The 18,284-nt window shown below is 46.9% G+C and carries 19 protein-coding genes and 1 tRNA gene; 6 read left to right on the forward strand and 14 right to left on the reverse strand.

The window, feature by feature from the left end:
* The 5 genes from BACCOPRO_RS09060 to hpt all read right to left on the reverse strand — a co-directional run.
* Nucleotides 1-531, reverse strand: a 531-nt coding sequence (locus BACCOPRO_RS09060) for a B3/B4 domain-containing protein (protein ID WP_081446930.1), incomplete at its 3' end; no start/stop codon positions are given.
* 1 nt (nt 532) lies between these two features.
* Nucleotides 533-1,363, reverse strand: coding sequence for a peptidoglycan editing factor PgeF (gene pgeF / locus BACCOPRO_RS09065; protein WP_008142967.1), 831 nt, complete (start codon nt 1,361-1,363; stop codon nt 533-535).
* Nucleotides 1,360-2,538, reverse strand: a complete 1,179-nt coding sequence (gene obgE, locus BACCOPRO_RS09070) for a GTPase ObgE (protein ID WP_040311400.1) — start codon at nt 2,536-2,538, stop codon at nt 1,360-1,362. The genes pgeF and obgE overlap by 4 nt, the downstream gene beginning before the upstream one ends.
* A 111-nt stretch (nt 2,539-2,649) precedes the next feature.
* On the reverse strand, nt 2,650-3,219 hold the full coding sequence (locus tag BACCOPRO_RS09075) for an adenylate kinase (RefSeq protein ID WP_008142969.1): 570 nt from the start codon (nt 3,217-3,219) through the stop codon (nt 2,650-2,652).
* A gap of 30 nt (nt 3,220-3,249) precedes the next feature.
* Nucleotides 3,250-3,786: a hypoxanthine phosphoribosyltransferase gene (gene hpt, locus BACCOPRO_RS09080; protein ID WP_008142970.1), complete on the reverse strand. Its 537-nt coding sequence runs from the start codon at nt 3,784-3,786 to the stop codon at nt 3,250-3,252.
* A gap of 115 nt (nt 3,787-3,901) precedes the next feature.
* On the opposite strand from hpt, the gene BACCOPRO_RS09085 reads away from it, so the two are divergent.
* Both BACCOPRO_RS09085 and BACCOPRO_RS09090 read left to right on the forward strand, forming a co-directional pair.
* On the forward strand, nt 3,902-5,419 hold the full coding sequence (locus BACCOPRO_RS09085; protein WP_008142971.1) for a bifunctional ADP-dependent NAD(P)H-hydrate dehydratase/NAD(P)H-hydrate epimerase: 1,518 nt from the start codon (nt 3,902-3,904) through the stop codon (nt 5,417-5,419).
* A 7-nt stretch (nt 5,420-5,426) separates the two neighbouring features.
* Nucleotides 5,427-6,461 (forward strand): DUF4831 family protein, encoded by a 1,035-nt coding sequence (locus BACCOPRO_RS09090; protein WP_008142972.1) that lies wholly within the window; start codon nt 5,427-5,429, stop codon nt 6,459-6,461.
* 113 nt (nt 6,462-6,574) lie between these two features.
* Here the strand turns inward: BACCOPRO_RS09090 and BACCOPRO_RS09095 are convergent, their stop codons facing one another.
* A complete protein-coding gene (locus BACCOPRO_RS09095; protein WP_008142973.1) occupies nt 6,575-7,936 on the reverse strand; it encodes an MFS transporter in 1,362 nt (453 codons plus the stop codon).
* A 175-nt stretch (nt 7,937-8,111) separates the two neighbouring features.
* Here BACCOPRO_RS09095 and BACCOPRO_RS09100 point away from each other — a divergent pair, with 175 nt between their 5' ends.
* Nucleotides 8,112-8,666, forward strand: coding sequence for a DUF3332 domain-containing protein (locus BACCOPRO_RS09100; RefSeq protein WP_008142974.1), 555 nt, complete (start codon nt 8,112-8,114; stop codon nt 8,664-8,666).
* Nucleotides 8,667-9,007: 341 nt separating this feature from the next.
* Here BACCOPRO_RS09100 and BACCOPRO_RS09105 read toward each other — a convergent pair whose 3' ends face one another.
* Entirely contained in the window at nt 9,008-10,015 is a 1,008-nt protein-coding gene (locus tag BACCOPRO_RS09105; protein ID WP_008142977.1) for a class II fructose-bisphosphate aldolase, read from the reverse strand.
* Between the two features lie 571 nt (nt 10,016-10,586).
* On the opposite strand from BACCOPRO_RS09105, the gene BACCOPRO_RS09110 reads away from it, so the two are divergent.
* On the forward strand, nt 10,587-10,838 hold the full coding sequence (locus tag BACCOPRO_RS09110) for a type B 50S ribosomal protein L31 (protein WP_007571099.1): 252 nt from the start codon (nt 10,587-10,589) through the stop codon (nt 10,836-10,838).
* A 98-nt stretch (nt 10,839-10,936) separates the two neighbouring features.
* On the opposite strand, the gene recG is transcribed toward BACCOPRO_RS09110, so the two are convergent.
* The 7 genes from recG to BACCOPRO_RS09145 are packed head-to-tail and all read right to left on the reverse strand — an operon-like array spanning nt 10,937 to nt 17,014.
* The gene (gene recG, locus BACCOPRO_RS09115; protein WP_008142983.1) at nt 10,937-13,036 is read right to left on the reverse strand and encodes an ATP-dependent DNA helicase RecG; all 2,100 of its coding nucleotides are present in this window, start codon (nt 13,034-13,036) and stop codon (nt 10,937-10,939) included.
* 47 nt (nt 13,037-13,083) lie between these two features.
* Nucleotides 13,084-13,746: a 2-C-methyl-D-erythritol 4-phosphate cytidylyltransferase gene (locus tag BACCOPRO_RS09120; protein ID WP_008142985.1), complete on the reverse strand. Its 663-nt coding sequence runs from the start codon at nt 13,744-13,746 to the stop codon at nt 13,084-13,086.
* Complete coding sequence (locus BACCOPRO_RS09125) at nt 13,746-14,294, reverse strand: DJ-1 family glyoxalase III (RefSeq protein ID WP_008142986.1); 549 nt, start codon at nt 14,292-14,294, stop codon at nt 13,746-13,748. Before BACCOPRO_RS09125 ends, BACCOPRO_RS09120 begins: the two co-directional genes overlap by 1 nt.
* Nucleotide 14,295: 1 nt before the next feature.
* Nucleotides 14,296-15,150 (reverse strand): TonB family protein, encoded by an 855-nt coding sequence (locus tag BACCOPRO_RS09130; RefSeq protein ID WP_081446931.1) that lies wholly within the window; start codon nt 15,148-15,150, stop codon nt 14,296-14,298.
* Nucleotides 15,151-15,155: 5 nt separating this feature from the next.
* Entirely contained in the window at nt 15,156-15,572 is a 417-nt protein-coding gene (locus tag BACCOPRO_RS09135) for an ExbD/TolR family protein (protein WP_008142990.1), read from the reverse strand.
* Nucleotides 15,573-15,578: 6 nt separating this feature from the next.
* On the reverse strand, nt 15,579-16,298 hold the full coding sequence (locus tag BACCOPRO_RS09140) for a MotA/TolQ/ExbB proton channel family protein (protein WP_008142992.1): 720 nt from the start codon (nt 16,296-16,298) through the stop codon (nt 15,579-15,581).
* Between the two features lie 2 nt (nt 16,299-16,300).
* A complete protein-coding gene (locus BACCOPRO_RS09145) occupies nt 16,301-17,014 on the reverse strand; it encodes a pyridoxine 5'-phosphate synthase (protein WP_008142993.1) in 714 nt (237 codons plus the stop codon).
* 108 nt (nt 17,015-17,122) lie between these two features.
* Between BACCOPRO_RS09145 and BACCOPRO_RS09150 the strand changes: the two genes are divergently transcribed.
* Both BACCOPRO_RS09150 and BACCOPRO_RS09155 read left to right on the forward strand, forming a co-directional pair.
* Nucleotides 17,123-18,007, forward strand: coding sequence for an NAD kinase (locus BACCOPRO_RS09150; RefSeq protein WP_008142996.1), 885 nt, complete (start codon nt 17,123-17,125; stop codon nt 18,005-18,007).
* A 110-nt stretch (nt 18,008-18,117) separates the two neighbouring features.
* Nucleotides 18,118-18,190, forward strand: a tRNA-Lys gene (locus BACCOPRO_RS09155).
* Nucleotides 18,191-18,284: the final 94 nt, after the last annotated feature.

Genomic DNA, 18,284 nt, shown 5'->3' on the forward strand with positions numbered 1-18,284 from the left:
TCCCTCTGTTATTTTTGTCCGTTCATTATCACTGGTAGGCGTACCGATACCTCCCACTTCATCGCGGTAGACCGGCATTCCTCCAATATTCAGTTCACCCCGTCCGATACCTTCATAAGGCTCGCCAGCCTTGCCGATTCCCAATACCAGCCGGTCTCCCTGAATCTTATCACAATCAAAGCCTCCGATGGAATGTCCGCTGTAAATGGATGCCAGATTGATCAAATCGACCAACGTATCAATCTGATACAAAGGTATGCCCCTTAAAATGCGTCGGCACAATGCTTCCGAAGAAGGACGATAACGGCTCGGATCTTTTCCACACTTCTTATAAGCCTGACGGGTAGCCTGAATGGCGGGCATTTCCTTGATAGAATCGGTTGTATACTTTGCCCGGTACAGATCAGTAAACTCTCCGATCCGTTTCCACAAATCTTCATTGTATGCGGAATTACGAACCGTAGCAAAAACAGCAGCACCCCGAAACTGAGGCCAGGCCTGCCGCAATTCTTCTGAAACTTCAATGCTTATCTTACTCATGCTCTTCTACTATCATAATACCCGACAACATACGTCCGGACGCTATGCCCAGCCGGCGTGCCGAGAAAAATTTCTCCTGATTCTTCCACGTGCAAATTCCTGCGATCTGTATCTGTCCGGCAGGTACGGAAAATTCTTCCAGCATCCACCGGTTGGCTTCCCAAAGATCAATATGCCATTTCCCTGTCTCCAAATAACGTTCTGCCAGACGATCCATCGGAAAACCTGCCTCCCGAAATGCTTCATAAACCTCATCGCCCACCTCAAATGCTTCTTTCGATATACTCGGACCGATACAAGCTACAATATCCTTTCCTTCCGTACCGAAGCGGTCGTTCATCCGATGAAGTACCAGACGCAACAGCCCTTTTACGGTTCCACGCCATCCATCATGGACAGCCGCTATAACCTGATGAGTCCGGTCATATAATAAAATCGGAACACAATCTGCCGTAGACACACAGATACAACAATTCTTTTCTGAAGTAATCACAGCATCCACTCCTTCACGACACCGGCTCCGTTCAGCTTCGGAAAGCGAAAGATAAGATTCATCTATCATCAGAATCTCGCACGCATGTACCTGATGGGGAACCACCAGTTCTTCCGGTTCGACAGGCAAAAGAGAAACCAGCAAATCCCGGTTCCGGCTGACACAATCAGTCTGATCTCCGCAATAAGGATTCGCATTGAATGAAGCATAATTGCCTTCGCTGCACCCTCCATGACGGGTTGTGGAAAAAGCGAAGATGTTGGAATACGGCCTCAACAAGCCATATTCCAACAATCTTCCATCGTATGAATAACAAATATCCTTATTCATTGTTTATCGTCTTCCCAGTCTTCCTCCTCGTATTCATATTCGAAGTCATCATCCTCATCTTCTTCATATTCATACTCGAAGTCTTCGTCTTCACCCAGATCCTGCAATTCCTGCTGCAGTTTAGACATATCTTTCGGGCGATGTACAATAGCATCTCTGCGAAGCGACTCCAGCTGGTTGCTTTCCTTATTCAGTTCTGTCCACAACAAATCTTTCAGTTGCTGGATTCCCATGCCGGACACAGAGGATATAAATACATACGGTATATCTTCGGGCAATGTAGGTTTCAGCATTTCTATCAGCTCGTCATCCAGCATATCACACTTCGTGATAGCCAGCACACGCTGTTTGTCCAGCATCTCCGGATTAAATGTAGCCAGCTCATTCAGCAGGATTTCATATTCTTTCCGGATATCATCCGTATCACCGGGCACCATGAACAGCAGCAGGGAGTTGCGTTCAATGTGACGCAGAAAGCGTAATCCCAGTCCCTTCCCTTCACTGGCACCTTCAATAATCCCCGGAATATCAGCCATCACAAAGGATTTTCCGTCACGATAAGATACAATACCTAGATTGGGTTCCAGTGTCGTAAAAGGATAATTGGCAATTTTCGGACGAGCCGCCGAAACGGAAGACAACAAAGTTGACTTTCCGGCATTGGGGAAACCAACCAGACCTACATCCGCCAATAATTTCAATTCCAAAATCACTGTCATCTCCTGCATCGGTTCACCAGGCTGCGCAAAACGCGGAGCCTGCCGGGTAGCCGTACGGAAATGCCAGTTTCCCAAACCACCGCGACCGCCTTTCAGCAAGATAACTTCCTGTCCGTGTTCCGTAATGTCACAGACATATTCGCCAGTTTCAGCGTTATAAACAACCGTTCCACAAGGAACTTCAATGACCTTGTCCGCACCATCCTTACCGAAACTCTTGTTCTTCGAACCATTACCTCCATGTTCGGCAAACACATGACGTTCATATTTCAGGTGAAGCAACGTCCAGTAATTGCGGTTTCCCCGCAAAATGACATGACCTCCTCTACCACCGTCGCCACCGTCGGGACCTCCATTGGGGGTATACTTTTCACGACGCAGATGTACCGAGCCGCGGCCTCCCTTTCCGGAGCGGCAGTAGATTTTTACATAATCAACAAAATTCGATTCAGCCATATAAAATAAGAAAAAGAAAAAATCAAAAACCAAAACAGGAAATGAAGCCATTCCGTTACCGGACATACAGCTTCATTTCCAGATTTCAGTCCTTAATTATTAAAATATGAATTAAAGTTTGTCGATAGCTGAGCAGATATCAGCAAAGATACCTTCCATAGTGCCCAGACCATTGATGTGACAGTATTTGCCATCATTCTTATACCAGTCGATCAGCGGAGCTGTCTGAGAATGATAAACAACCAGACGTTTCTTGATGGTTTCTTCGTTGTCATCAGCACGTCCTGATTCCTGTCCGCGCTTGATCAGACGAGTCATCAGTTCATCTTCCGGTACTTCCAGATCCAGCATGATGGAAACTTCCTGTCCACGTTCAGCCAACATAGTCTTCAGAGCTTCTGCCTGTGCAATAGTACGGGGGAAACCGTCGAAAATCACACCTTTGCTGTCTTTGAAGCTATCGAAAACGCTAGCCAGAATGTCAATCATCAATGCATCAGGAATCAACTGACCATTGTCAATATAACTCTTTGCAGTTTTTCCCAGTTCTGTGCCATTCTTGATTTCTGCACGCAAAACATCACCTGTAGAAATGTGGTTCAAACCATATTTTTCTACGATACGGGCACTCTGAGTACCTTTTCCAGAACCCGGAGCACCAAAAATTACAATATTCAACATCTTATTTACCTTTTTATTATATTGATAAAATTATTCAATGACAGTGTATATATCCCGATAATTACGACCCAGTCCGTCGTAATCCAGACCATAACCTACGATGAAGTCATTCGGAATATTCATGGCCACATAATGGATGTCCAGATCCACTTTCAGCTTGTCCGGCTTGACCAGCAACGTTGCAATCCGGATATCTTTGGGATTGCGGGCACGCAAAGTTTCCAGCAAGCGCTGCATCGTCAAACCCGTGTCCACAATGTCTTCAACGATCACCACCGTACGTCCCTCTATGCTTTCATTCAGACCGACAAGTTCCTTCACTTTTCCTGAAGAAGAAGTTCCTTCATACGAAGCAAGCTTCACGAACGAAATTTCACAAGGAATCTCCAGGTGTTTCATCAAATCGGCCGTAAACATGAATGAGCCATTCAACACACTCAAGAACAAAGGATTGCAATCCTTCAAGTCTCGATTAATTTCTCCAGCTACCCTTGCAACCTCCTGCAATATCTTCTCCTCGGGAATAAACGTCTTGAAACGCTTGTCTTTTATCTGAATAACGCTCATTACTGTAAATCTTATAATTTTCGGCAAAAATACAAATTATCCGTATAACTTGCGTGCCGTTACATCCTTTTTTCGTAATTTTACCGCATAATTAGCTAGTTAGACTTAAAAAGTAATGAAGATCCTAAATTGCAAACAACAGAAAGAAGCTGATGCATATACCATCGAACACGAAGGTATCCTTTCCATCAATCTGATGGAAAAAGCAGCAGGCATGCTGACCGAAGCTATTACCAGACGATGGGACAAATCACATCGCATCGTTGTCTTTGCCGGACCCGGAAATAACGGAGGAGACGCACTTGCCGTTGCCCGCATGCTGTTCCTGAAAAATTATCAGGTGGAAGTTTTCCTGTTCAATGTTACGGGACAACTCTCCGAAGAATGCCTGACCAACATACGACGTCTGAAAGAATCCGGATTCCCAAACTATACGGAAGTAAGTTCACAATTCCAGGCTCCCAAGCTTACGGAACATGATATCGTGGTAGACGGTCTGTTCGGCTCCGGCCTGAACCGTCCCCTGAACGGAGGCTTTGCCGCTGTCGTCAAGTTCATCAATGCCAGCCCGGCTACCGTGGTTTCCATTGATGTTCCTTCCGGACTGATGGGAGAAGACAATTCATACAATGTCCGTCAGAACATCATCCAGGCCGATCTGACACTGAGCATCCAAATGCCCAAACTCTCTTTCCTCTTTCCCGAGAACGAAGAGTTCACCAGCCATTGGGAACTGCTGGACATCGGTATCAGCCGCGAATACATTGCACAGGCCGAAACCCGTTACTTCATCACTGAAGAACAGGAAATGCGCCAGCTGATCCGTCCCCGCCGGACATTTGCCCATAAAGGGAATTTCGGTCACGGACTGCTGATCGCCGGATCATACGGCATGGGAGGTGCAGCCGTACTTGCTGCACGGGCCTGCATGCGTTCCGGAATCGGACTGCTGACCGTACACTCTCCGATCTGCAATCACCAGCTGCTGCAGACAATCGTGCCCGAAGCCATGGTGCAGGACGACGTGCATGAACGTTTCTTTGCAGAACCTACCGATCTGGACAATTACCAGGCCATGGCAATCGGCCCGGGATTAAGCCAGGAAGAAATCACCGCACAGGCTGCACTCGACCAGGTAAGCAACTGCTTTATTCCTCTGGTGCTGGATGCAGATGCACTTAATATATTCAGTGCCTACCGGAGCTATCTGAACCGGCTTCCCAAGCATTCCATCCTCACTCCGCACGTAAAGGAACTGGAACGGCTGGTCGGACGCTGCAGCAACAGCTTCGAACGCCTTTCAAAAGCTAAGGAACTGGCAGGGGAACTGCAAGTATACATCATCCTGAAAGGTGCTTGGACCACTGTCATCACTCCCGAAGGCAACTGCTACTTCAATCCTACCGGAAACCCGGGTATGGCTACGGGCGGCAGCGGAGACGTATTGACAGGAATCCTTCTTTCCCTGCTGGCACAAGGATATACACAGGAAGAAGCCTGCCGCCTGGGTGTTTATATACACGGACTGGCGGGAGACATTGCCTGCATGCGTATGGGAGAAATCAGCATGACTGCCGGAGACATCGTCAATGCACTTCCGGAAGCCTGGAAAAAATTAACCACATCCAAATAGCACGCCTATGAAAAAAGGAATCATCGCTCTGGGGCTCATGGCGTCCACTTTTGCTGCCGCCCAGGACATTTACAAGCCGGGAAAAGGTGAAGGAATCGTATATTTCCTGCCTAAAACCGCTCTTCAGGTGAATATCATTGCAACCAAAGTAACTCAACAACCGGGAGAATTCTGCCAATATGCCAACCGTTATCTGCGCTTGAACGATGTTTCATCACAGCCCAGCGTTCATTGGGAAATCAAGCAGATTGATGTCCGTTCCATCGGTGTGCCCGACTCCACCAAAGCTTACATCATGAAGCTAAAGGATAAGAACGTGGCTTCGAATGTGGAACTGACCGAAAACGGTATCGTCAAAGCCATCAACACCACGGCTCCCAAAGAAGAAAATGAAGGCTATCAGCTGGAGAAACCTGCCGCACATGAAAATGCACGGAAATACATGACGGAAGAGATCCTCATGGCCGGTTCTACCGCCAAGATGGCTGAACTTACGGCCAAGGAAATCTATAATATCCGGGAAAGCAAGAATCTGATTACCCGCGGACAGGCCGACAACATGCCTAAAGACGGGGCAGCCATGAAACTGATGATGAGCAACCTGGACAAACAGGAAAAAGCGTTGATGGAAATGTTTACCGGAACATCCGACCGGGAAGACAAAGTCTTCAGTTTCCTGGTGACACCGGAAGAAAATCTGCGTGACCAGATTGCAGCCCGCTTCTCACGCCAGCTGGGGGTTCTGTCCACCGATAATCTGGCGGGTGAGCCCGTCTATGTCAGCGTAAGCAACAGCGCTCCCCTGCCGGTTCCGACGGAAGAAGGCAAGAAAAAGAAAGGCAACGGCATTCTCTACAACATCCCCGGAAAGGGAAATGTCACTGTCAGCTACAACGGTAAGGAAGTTTTCAAAGGAGAACTGCCGGTTACCCAGTTCGGATATACAGAAACACTGGTAGACGGACTGTTTGACAAGAAAATCAATACCCGCGTCATCTTCAACCCGAATACGGGAGGAGTTGTCAAGATCGACAAAGATTAATCCTGTTCCTGCGACACCCGTCTGTCACAGGACATTCCAGATAAAATGCCGCAGCATCCGGAGAAGACTCCTGAATGCTGCGGCATTCTTATGACCGGATTACAACCCGGTTATTATTTGCGGATATTAGCCTCTTCCAGCTTGTAACCATATTTGCGGTCAGCTGCCTTCAGCATAAAGGCAACAATCAGTGAGAGGATCGCAATACCTGTAAAGATACACATCGGAAGCGTATAGTCATAAAGTTTTGCACCGCTTTCCGTCGTGCCGACCACACAGAATCCGTCGAGTACCGCACCGATCAGTGTCGGAATTCCCCAAAGACCGATATTCTGAATGAAAAAGATCAGGGCGTAGGCTGTACCCAGCTGGTTGACCGGGAAAATCTTGGCAACGGAAGGCCACATAGCCGAAGGAACCAATGAGAACGCAATACCCAGTACGATCATCAGTACGATAGCCACCCACGAAGCCGTAATGAAAGGCAGTGCGTAGACACAGTGTACGCCGATCAGCATGGCTGCACCCAGCATCATAATGGAAGCTGCCTTACCGCGTTTGTCCACCATTCCGCCAAATACCGGAGTCAGGAACAAGGCTCCCAATGCCGGAAGGCCGGCGATGGTTCCTGCCAGGTTTTCATCAATCTGATATTTGGTGATCATCAGTTCAGAAGCAAACTTCTGGAAAGGGAACACACAGGAATAGAACAATACGCAAAGCACGGCAATCAGCCAGAAGCCCGGATTGCAGACAATATGCTTCACATCCTTAAAGGAGAATTTGTCCTCAGGTGAAGCATCAACTGCTGTTTCCAGCTGGCGGTCAAGCTTCTTGTCGAGCACAGAGAAAGCGAAGAAAGCAACCAGTCCGCCTACCAGACAGACAAGACCGATCAGAATCGGAGTCGTGATCTCATAAGCACGGGCAACCGGAATCGCCACAGCATAGGCAGCCTGAGAACCGACACGTGCCAAAGCAACCTGCACGCCCATTGCCGTTGCCATCTCCTTGCCCTGGAACCACTTCGCAATAATCTTGGTAACCGTAATACCCGCTACCTCGGCACCCACACCGAACAAAGAATAACCGGCAGAAGCCACCAGCACATTCCATTTATATCCCATCACAATCTGAGTGGCATCCGTCATCTGTGTCATGGCATAATACTCGATAGCCGTACCCACCACCATCAGAATCGTAGCCAGCTTACCTGTAAACCGGATACCGAAACGGTCAAGAATCAGTCCGCCCCAGATCAGCATCAGCAGGAATACGTTCAAAAAGCTGTAAGCGCCCGTAAACAAACCGAACTCACTGCTGTTCCATCCCAGCGTACTTTCAAGCATTGTTTTCAGCGGAGCCGCCACATCGTTTACATAATATGCAGCCATCATGGTAAAGGCCACAATAGCCAAAGCCCCCCAACGCATCCCCCAGGAGTCATTCAGCTTTTTCTGATTTTGATCTTTCATCTTTTCTTATTCTTATTTGTATGTTATTATTAATACTTGTAAAAAACTCGACAAAGATACATTTTTTTCCCGTCTTTTTCTTTCATCATCTAAAATAAGTTCTAACTTTGTAACAGTTTGTCATCAAGACAGACAAAATAATCACTAAATTAGAAGAACCCAAAACTGTACGCTTATGAAAAAAACAAAAATGATGGCTGTCTGCGCAATACTGAGCGGAAGCCTCCTGTTTTCTTCCTGCATCGGTTCATTCGGACTATGGAATAACCTGAAAAGCTGGAACCAGGGTATTGGAAATAAATTTGTCAATGAAATCGTCTTTCTGGCATTCCATATCGTTCCCGTATATGAAGTTGCATATCTGGCAGACATCCTGGTACTGAACTCCATCGAATTCTGGTCAGGTTCCAATCCTGTTGCCGAAGTAGGAACCATCAAAACCGTAAAGGGCGAAAACGGTGAATACCTGGTACGTACCAACGAAAACGGCTACACCATTACCAAGAAAGGAGAAGAAGGTAAGGCTGTTGACCTGGTATACAACGAAGAAAACCGCACATGGAGTGCCGTAGCCGAAGGAGAAAGCTACGAACTGATTACCATGAACGAAGACGGAACAATCACGCTGAAACAGCAGGACGGTACCCCGATGACCGTTACTCCGGACATGCAGGGACTTGCAACAGCCCGCGTTCATAACAGCCAGTCTGTATTCTTCGCAGAAAAATAAGCCGTCAGGCAAACCTTTAAAAGCCGGAAAATTCAGCCTTCCGGCTTTTTAAAAAACGTTTCGACGTTTATGATAAAACGCTTCGGCGTATACACATAAACGCCGAAGCGTTTTTTTATTGGTCCGGGCACGCCTGGAGCATGCCGTACAGGCATCCGGAGACCGCTCTGAAAGTATGCAGACGATGGCCCCGAATCGTGCGGTCGTTGCGGCCTGATCGTGCGGTCGTTGAAGCCCAATCGTGCGGTCGTTGCGGCCCGATCGTCCATAAAAAAAAGCTGCCCCACAACGGGAGGCAGCTTCTCCATAAATATGATAACGGAAACTCCGTCAGCAGAAAATTAGCACTGAGCCAGTTTGTTGTCTGAACCCAATACGTTGATGATTTTGTGCTTGTACAGTTTTTCCATGTTGTCACGAGCCGGACCCAGATATTTACGCGGGTCGAATTCAGCCGGTTTTTCAGCGAATACCTGACGGATTGCAGCAGTCATAGCCAGACGAGAGTCTGAGTCGATGTTGATCTTGCAAACTGCAGACTTAGCAGCCTTACGCAATTCTTCTTCAGGAATACCGATAGCAGCTTCCAGCTTACCACCGAACTTGTTGATAGTGTCAACTTCTTCCTGAGGAACTGAAGAAGATCCGTGCAGAACGATAGGGAATCCCGGCAGTTTTTCCATAACAGCATCCAGAACTTCGAATGCCAAAGGAGGAGGAACCAGACGGCCAGTAGCCGGATCAACGTGGCACTGTTCGGGTTTGAACTTGTAAGCACCGTGAGAAGTACCGATAGAGATAGCCAGTGAGTCGCAGCCAGTACGAGTTGCGAAGTCGATAACTTCTTCAGGGTTAGTATAAGTATGATGTTCTGCGCAAACTTCATCTTCAACACCGGCCAATACACCCAGTTCACCTTCCACAGTTACGTCGAACTGATGAGCGTATTCAACAACCTTCTTGGTCAAAGCTACGTTTTCTTCGTAAGGCAGGTGAGAACCGTCGATCATTACTGAAGAGAATCCCATGTCGATGCAAGACTTGCACAATTCGAAAGAATCTCCGTGGTCCAGGTGCAAAACGATTTCAGGATGTGCGCAGCCCAGTTCCTTTGCATATTCTACAGCACCTTCAGCCATGTAACGCAACAAAGTCTGGTTAGCATAGTTACGGGCACCTTTAGATACCTGCAAGATAACCGGAGACTTAGTTTCAACAGCAGCCTTAACGATTGCCTGCAACTGTTCCATGTTGTTGAAGTTGAAAGCCGGGATAGCGTATCCACCTTTGATTGCTCTAGCAAACATATCTTTCGTGTTTACCAGACCTAATTCTTTGTAATTAACCATTGTTGTAAAATTTATAATGTTAGTGAATTAATTCCGCATGCAAAAGTAAGAATAAATGTTAGATAATCTGTTATTTTACGCCCAAAAAGTTCAGCGTTTTTAACATACTTCGCATTATTCTTGTATTTTTAATAAGGAAACGCATCCCTGACAGCTTTCTGCTCTCATCCGGAAAGCAGAAACAGATCTCCCTATTTTCTTCTGTTTCCGCAGTGAAAAACCAATTTGAAATTGGAATTTTACTTTGATTCAATCAGAACGACATATTCATCCTGTACGACAAGATATCCGGAGAACTTTCTCACTACACCTTGTTGTGTAAAGACATGCTTGCCGGTTCCATGTCGTTCCCGGCCTTTTGCCAAGAATCAAAACGATCTCCGCCCCGTCTTCAGACAGTGTTCTTTCCCGGTTTCCCATATCCTCATACAGAAAAGAGAGAAAAAAGCAGAAGATTCTTTTCGCATTTCAAATAAAAGCCCTATCTTTGCAACCCGAAATAGACCATTACACTTTTTTGTGTTACCACAATATAGTCAAAAACAATAACAATAAAAAAGTATATACTGAAATGAAAAAAGGCATTCATCCTGAAAACTACCGTCCGGTAGTATTTAAAGACATGTCAAACGGTGACATGTTCCTGTCACGTTCAACTTGTGCTACTAAAGACACTGTTGAATTCGAAGGTGAAACTTATCCTTGTGTGAAGTTGGAAATTTCAAGCAGCTCTCACCCGTTCTACACTGGTAAATCTAAATTGGTGGATACAGCCGGACGTGTAGATAAGTTCATGAGCCGCTACAACCGCATCAAGAAGTAATCTGACTATTAGAAGTAAGACAAAAAATAGAAAGCGTGTTTCTTCACTGAAACACGCTTTTTATTTTGCCCCTTTCCGCCCTTCCGTCCAGATTTCGCCTAGGAAATGACCGACCAGTTTACGTTCTTCTTCCGCAATTCCTTCAGCTGCTGCCACACAATTGCATTCTCCGGGCGGACTCCCTCGGGATCTTCTTCCAGCAAACGTTCCGCAATCTCACGTACATACTGCAACAACTGACCGTCGCGGGCAATGTCTGCAATCTTCAGATCGAAAGCCACTCCGCTTTGCTGCGTACCTTCCAGGTCGCCCGGGCCACGTAATTTCAGGTCGGCCTCAGCTATTTCGAAACCATCATTCGTCTGCACCATGATTTCAATCCGCTTGCGGGTTTCTTCCGTCAGTTTATATCCGGTCACCAGCACGCAATAGGACTGGTCCGCACCACGGCCTACACGCCCGCGCAGCTGATGAAGCTGCGAAAGGCCGAAACGTTCGGCATTCTCAATGACCATGACGGAAGCATTCGGCACATTCACCCCGACTTCAATAACGGTGGTTGCCACCATGATCTGCGTTTCGTTCCGAAGAAAGCGCTGCATCTCTTCTTCCTTTTCGGCTGGTTTCATCTTGCCGTGTACCTTGCTGACCTTATATTCCGGAAATTCCTCGCAAATATGCAGATATCCGTCCTCCAGGTTTTTGATATCCATCTTTTCACTCTCCTGAATCAGAGGATAGACAATATACACCTGACGTCCTTCCTGTATCTGCTTGCGGAGAAATGCATACATCGAAGGCCGGCGGTTGTCGAACTGATGGACTGTCTGGATCGGCTTCCGTCCCGGCGGAAGTTCATCAATGACCGACACATCCAGATCGCCGTAAAGCGTCATCGCCAGTGTACGGGGAATCGGTGTTGCCGTCATGACCAGTACATGAGGAGGACAAGTATTCTTGGCCCACAGCTTGGCACGCTGTGCTACACCGAAGCGGTGCTGCTCGTCGATAACCACCAGTCCCAGGGATGAGAAGTTCACCGTATCTTCAATAACGGCATGTGTTCCGATCAGGATTTGCACGTCGCCGGTCAGCAGTCCGCTCAGAATGGCTTCCCGTTTCTTTCCTTTCACTGTTCCGGTGAGAAGTTCCACCCGCACATTCATCCCCTCCAGAAAACGGTTGATAGTTTCGTAATGCTGGACTGCAAGAATCTCGGTGGGTGCCATCATACATGCCTGAAAGCCGTTATCAAGGGCTATAAGCATGGTCATCAAAGCCACCAGGGTCTTTCCACTTCCTACATCCCCCTGCAAAAGGCGGTTCATCTGCCGGCCGCTTCCCATATCACGGCGCATCTCACGAATCACCCGTTTTTGCGCACCGGTCAGCTGGAAAGGCAGATTCTGTGCATAAAAGGTATTAAAGATCTCTCCCACTCTGCCGAACACCAGCCCCCGAAACTTGTTCCGTCGTTCTTTCGTATAGCGCAGAATATTCAGCTGGATATAGAAAAGTTCCTCGAATTTCAACCGGTACTGGGCCTTACGCAACAAATCCGGATTTCTGGGAAAATGAATATTATAAAGAGCATCCGTCAAGGACATCAGGTGATGAGCTTCAATCAAAGAAGGGCTGAGCGTTTCGTCAAGACATTCATGCTGCAAGGCCGTGAAAAGATTTTTCATCAACTTCTCCAGCGCATGCGAAGTCAGATTGGTCCGCTTCATCCGTTCGGTCGTATTATAATAAGGTTGAAGCCCCATAGCAGAAAGCGTCAGTTCGGCTGCCGGATCAATATCCGGATGAGCAATGTTGATACGTCCGTTAAACACGGTAGGCTTACCGAAGACAATGTACTCTTCATTCGCCTTATACTTGCCCATCACAAACTTCAGTCCCTGAAACCATACCAGATCAACGACTCCAGTTCCGTCTGAGAAATGACCGACCAGACGTCTCTGACGTCCTTCCCCGACTGTTTCAAAACTAAGAACTTTACCGCGAAGCTGGATATAAGGCATGTTCCCGTCTATCTCATGGATGTAATAAAGACGGCTACGGTCAACATATTTATAAGGGAAATAATACAGCAAATCCTTAAAGGAACGAATATTCAGTTCCTTCGACAGGATATCCGCTCGCTGCGGGCCTACTCCCTGCAGATACTTGATGTCGCGCGTAGATAAATCAAACACTCCTCAGCTGAAAAAAATTAAGATACACATAGAGCAACGGGAAAAGTCTACAACAAAGCCTCAGCCACACATAAATCGAAAGGAGTGGTCAGCTTGATGTTTTCCCGATTTCCTTTTACCAAAGTAACCTGTATGCCCAGGGCTTCCACCACCGATGCATCGTCAGTAAAGGCCGGTTTATACTCCTGGTGATAGGCGTGTTTCAACAAAGAAACGGTAAAAACCTGAGGAGTCTGCACTAACTTATAACGATCACGGGGAACAGTAGTGGTGCTGCCGTTTTCTTCAATGCGACGGACCGTCTCTACTACATCAATCACCGGAACAACCGCCTGCGCAGAAACAGCCTGCTCATAGCAATGCCCGATTACTTCGGGAGACACAAAAGGACGTACACCATCATGCACGCCGACCAGTCCGTCCTCGCCGACCAGGGCCAGTCCGTTGCGGACAGAATGGAAACGGGTTTCACCTCCGTCGGCAATACGATGCGGCAAAGTGAAAGCATACTTTTCACAAAGAGACTTCCAGTAGGCCTGCTGGTCTACCGGAAGTACCAGAATTAATTCCATTTGTGGGTCGTAAGCATAAAAGGCTTCAAGCGTGCGCATCAGCACCGGCTTTCCCTTCAGCGGAATGAACTGCTTGGGAATGTCTCCGCCCATGCGCAAGCCTTTTCCTCCTGCTACGACAATTACATATTTCTTCATCAGGCAATCAGCATACCGTTCTTCACTTCCTGAGCTTTGGCAGCACCGGCATATTTCTCCAGAATAGCAAATCCAAAAGCAGGAGCGGCACCCGGTCCTTTACCCAAAATGAAGTTATCAACCACTTCAACCATATTGCCGGTATATTCAGCACCTTCCAGGTATTTGTCGAAACCAGGATAGCAGGTTGCCTTCTTTCCTTTCAGCAAACCACGTTTGCCGTATACCATCGGAGCCGCACAAATAGCAGCCAGCGGTTTTCCGGCACTGGCAAAACTCAAAATCAGTTTATCCAGTCCGGCATGAGCATCCAGATTGGTTGCTCCGGGAAGTCCTCCGGGCAATACAATCATTTCCACGTCTTCTTCGCTTACATCCTCAAACAACGCATCTGCCATGATGGTTACTCCATGAGAGCTGCGTACAGCTTTCTCGCCAGTTACAGACACCAGTTTAACGTCCATACCTCCACGACGCAGAATGTCCAGCGGGAACATGGCTTCCATTTCTTCGAAGCCTTCAGCCAAAAAGATACAAATTGATTTCATGCTATTTCAGTTTAAAGTAATACGTTATTGTTCCACTTTGATTATTTACTCCGTCAACCTTATTGAAACGTGCCTTTCGTGCAGCTTCCTCTGCAGCCTTACGCAACGTCGGATTGACGGTATTGGTTCGCTTGTTTATGCTTGTACTGATTACCTGTCCGGCAGGATTGACCACAATCGTTACAACCACGCGGCCTTCATCCTGAACATTATATACAGGAACCGGAAGTCCTCCCGCTCCTAACGAACGTCCATTCAAGTCGAAAGTTCCGTATCCTCCGACTCCGCTGGTCTTTCCCTCCGAAGCATTTCCGTCCGGGCTGCCCTGTACTCCAGTGCCTGAACCGGCATTTCCTTTGCTGCCCATCTGTGATCCTTTGCCAAAAGCTCCGGCAATCTTATTGGCAGCAGCCTGTGCCGCTGCCCGCTCAGCTTCGGCACGTTTTTCAGCCTCAGTTTTTTCCTTCGGCTGTTCAACAGGCTTCACCGGCTGTTTGGGCTTCTCTTCCTTTACAGGTTTCTTTGTTTCCGTTTTCTTTTTCTCCGTCTTCGGCTTTTCTTTCTTCACCACAATAGACGGCTCGTCATCCTGTGTAATCATCGGTTGTTTCACTTCCGGCTCCGGAGCGACTTCCGGTTCAGGAAGAGAAGTTTCCGGCTGTGGCAGGACATCGACTTCTGTCAAAGAATAAGGATCATCTGTTCCCTGTGCCGTTTCCGTATTTCCAAGCATAACAGGCACACCACCTTCTTCCTGCGGTTCCGGAGCAACCAGTTTCAGCAGAAGAAGCAAAAGCAGCACTACCACATGCAGTATAATAGTACCGACGATTCCTGTTATCTTATTCTGTTTCATGTTCATTACTTCTTATCCGGGCGGCGTGTAGCCAGCACCATCTTGAAATGATTCTCGTTCGCAATATTCAGAATGCGAACAATTTCACGATAAGGGATAGATTCATCCGCATACAGAGCCACATACATTTCGGGTTCTTTCTGCGCACATTCCTGCAAGAATGCGGGAACTTCATCTATCATCAGCGGCATTTCGTCCTCATTGCCGAAAGCCCCGTAATAATTCAGATCCTTGTCGATAATCACCCGTGCCATCGGTTTTGCCGAAGTCTGTTCAGATCCCTGAGGCAACAACACCTTAATGGCATTCGGCGAAACCATCGTAGAGGTAATCATAAAAAATATCAGCAGCAGGAAGATGAGGTCTGTCATGGACGACATGCTGAAGCTGGGTGATATTTTCTGTCTTCTCTTCAGTGCCATACGCGTTTATTTATCATTCGGTTCATTCAGCAAATCCATAAAGGCAATGGTGCGTGCTTCCATCTGACTAACCACCTTATCCACACGATAAACCAGATGATTGTATGCAAACATGGTAGCAATACCGACAACCAGTCCTCCTACCGTTGTAATCATGGCTTCATAGATTCCGCTTGAAAGCAAAGTAATATCAATATTATTTCCTGCATTCGCCATATTCCAGAATGCCTGTACCATACCGGTTACAGTTCCCAGAAATCCCAGCATGGGAGCACCTCCGGAAATGGTAGCAATAATGGAAAGTCCGTTCTCAAGTTTTGCAACTTCAATATTTCCCGTATTTTCAATGGCAGCCTGCACATCTGCAACCGGACGGTTCATTCGCATGATTCCTTTTTCAATCATACGCGCAGAAGGAGTATTGATCATCCGGCAATAATTGATTGCCGATTTTACTTCACCGCTTTTAATATAATCGCGGATGCGGTCCATGAACAACGGATCTTCTTTTCCTGCCTTGCGGATGGTTACCGCACGTTCAAAAAAAATGTAAAATGCAATGACTGACATCAGAGCCAGTACAATCATAATCCATCCACCTTTGCAGGCCATATCCCATAAATTCATCTCAGGTTCTCCGGAAGTAACCGGAGTCAGGACCGGATTGCTTCCGGTCAATGTGTCGGCAACAACTTGTGCAACCGCCAGCAACGTCATTGTAATCATAATTAGTGAAGACAAGTTTTATATTCCTTTATTGTTTTTTCCAATCCCAGATAAAGTGCGTCACAAATCAAAGCATGCCCGATAGATACTTCATCAAGCCAGGGAATGCTTTCGTGAAAATATTTCAGATTAACCAGACTCAGGTCATGACCGGCATTCAATCCCATCCCCAGACTGCGGGTTATCTTAGCCGCCTCCACAAAAGGAGCAACAGCAGCTTCCGGAGACTCCAGGTACAAGGAAGCATAAGGTTCTGTATAGAGTTCAACCCGGTCTGCTCCGGCCTTGGCAGCATATTCAATCATTTCGGCATCAGTTCCGACAAATATAGAAGTACGGATGCCCGCATTACCGAATGTTTCCATCAGATCGGCTAGAAAACTCTGATTGGTCTTCGTGTCCCATCCGGCATTAGAAGTGATCTGATCCGGAGCATCCGGTACCAATGTCACCTGATGAGGTTTTACTTTCAGAACCAAATCAATAAACTCTTTGGAAGGATAGCCTTCAATGTTAAATTCGGTCTTCAATAAGGGACGTAAAGCATACACATCCGCATATCGGATATGCCGCTCATCCGGACGCGGATGAACCGTAATACCTTCGGCTCCGAAACGTTCGCAATCCAAAGCTACTTTTTCTACATCCGGATTATTCCCTCCGCGCGCATTACGCAAGGTCGCTACCTTATTGATATTAACACTTAATTTAGTCATATTGCACTATAATTTTATATCTTTGCATCTGCAATGTGCAAAGTTAGCAGGTTTTATTAGAAAACCGCTACTGCAAAACCTAAAAAGATTGATAAAAAACTACAGAATATGCAACAGACTCTCAGATTCGCTTTATTTGGCAACACGTATCAAGAGCATAAGTCCGCCCACGTCACCCATTTATTGGAAATCTTGCGTCGCAGAAAAGCACAGATCTGTATCAGCAATGAGTTTTATGATTTTCTCCGGAACCATACTAAGGCAGATCTGAGCGGTCTGGAAGTCTTTGAAGGAAATAATTTCTCAGCCGACATGGTTCTCAGCATAGGAGGAGACGGAACATTTCTGAAAGCGGCCAGTCGGGTCGGGAAAAAAGAAATTCCGATATTAGGAATCAATACCGGCAGACTGGGATTCCTGGCCGACGTCCTGCCCGACCAGATGGAAGATGCCTTCGACGAAATTTACCAAGGCAACTATCTGGCAGAACCACGAAGAGTCTTGAAGCTTACATGCAATGGGCATGTACTCAAAGGATATCCATATGGTCTTAACGAAATAGCCGTACTGAAACGGGACACCTCGTCAATGATTACCATTCATGCTTACATCAACGGAGAACCATTAAATGTGTATCAGGCAGACGGACTGGTTATATCTACTCCCACCGGTTCCACAGGATATTCGCTCAGTGTAGGCGGCCCTATTCTGGTTCCTCAAAGCGGTACAATCAGCTTGACCGCAGTCGCCCCTCACAGTCTTAACGTACGCCCGATCGTCATAAGGGATGACTGGGAAATAACGCTTGATGTAGAAAGCCGGAGTCATAATTTCCTGATTGCGGTAGACGGGCGCAGCGAAACCTGCAGGGAAGGAACGAGACTGACAATTAAACGTGCCGACTACTATGTACGCATAGTAAAACGATGCCACCATTCATTCTTCAATACATTGCGCGAAAAAATGATGTGGGGCATGGACGGACGCAATTAATCAAAGAAATCATATTATTTTTTCACTTTTTCTGAAAAATATTTGGTCATTTCAACAAAAGAATCTATCTTTGCACCGCAATCGAGAAAACAACGAATGCAATAAGGATTGATTCGCTAGCTCAGCAGGTAGAGCACAACACTTTTAATGTTGGGGTCTTGGGTTCGAGCCCCAAGCGGATCACTCAAACAAAAAGCAAAACAATGAAAACCGCTGATAATCAATCATTATCAGCGGTTTTTCTTTTTATCCATACCGCAAATTGAAGCAGAATACC

Origin of the sequence: Phocaeicola coprophilus DSM 18228 = JCM 13818, from assembly GCF_000157915.1 — a bacterium.
GTDB classification, from domain to species: domain Bacteria; phylum Bacteroidota; class Bacteroidia; order Bacteroidales; family Bacteroidaceae; genus Phocaeicola; species Phocaeicola coprophilus.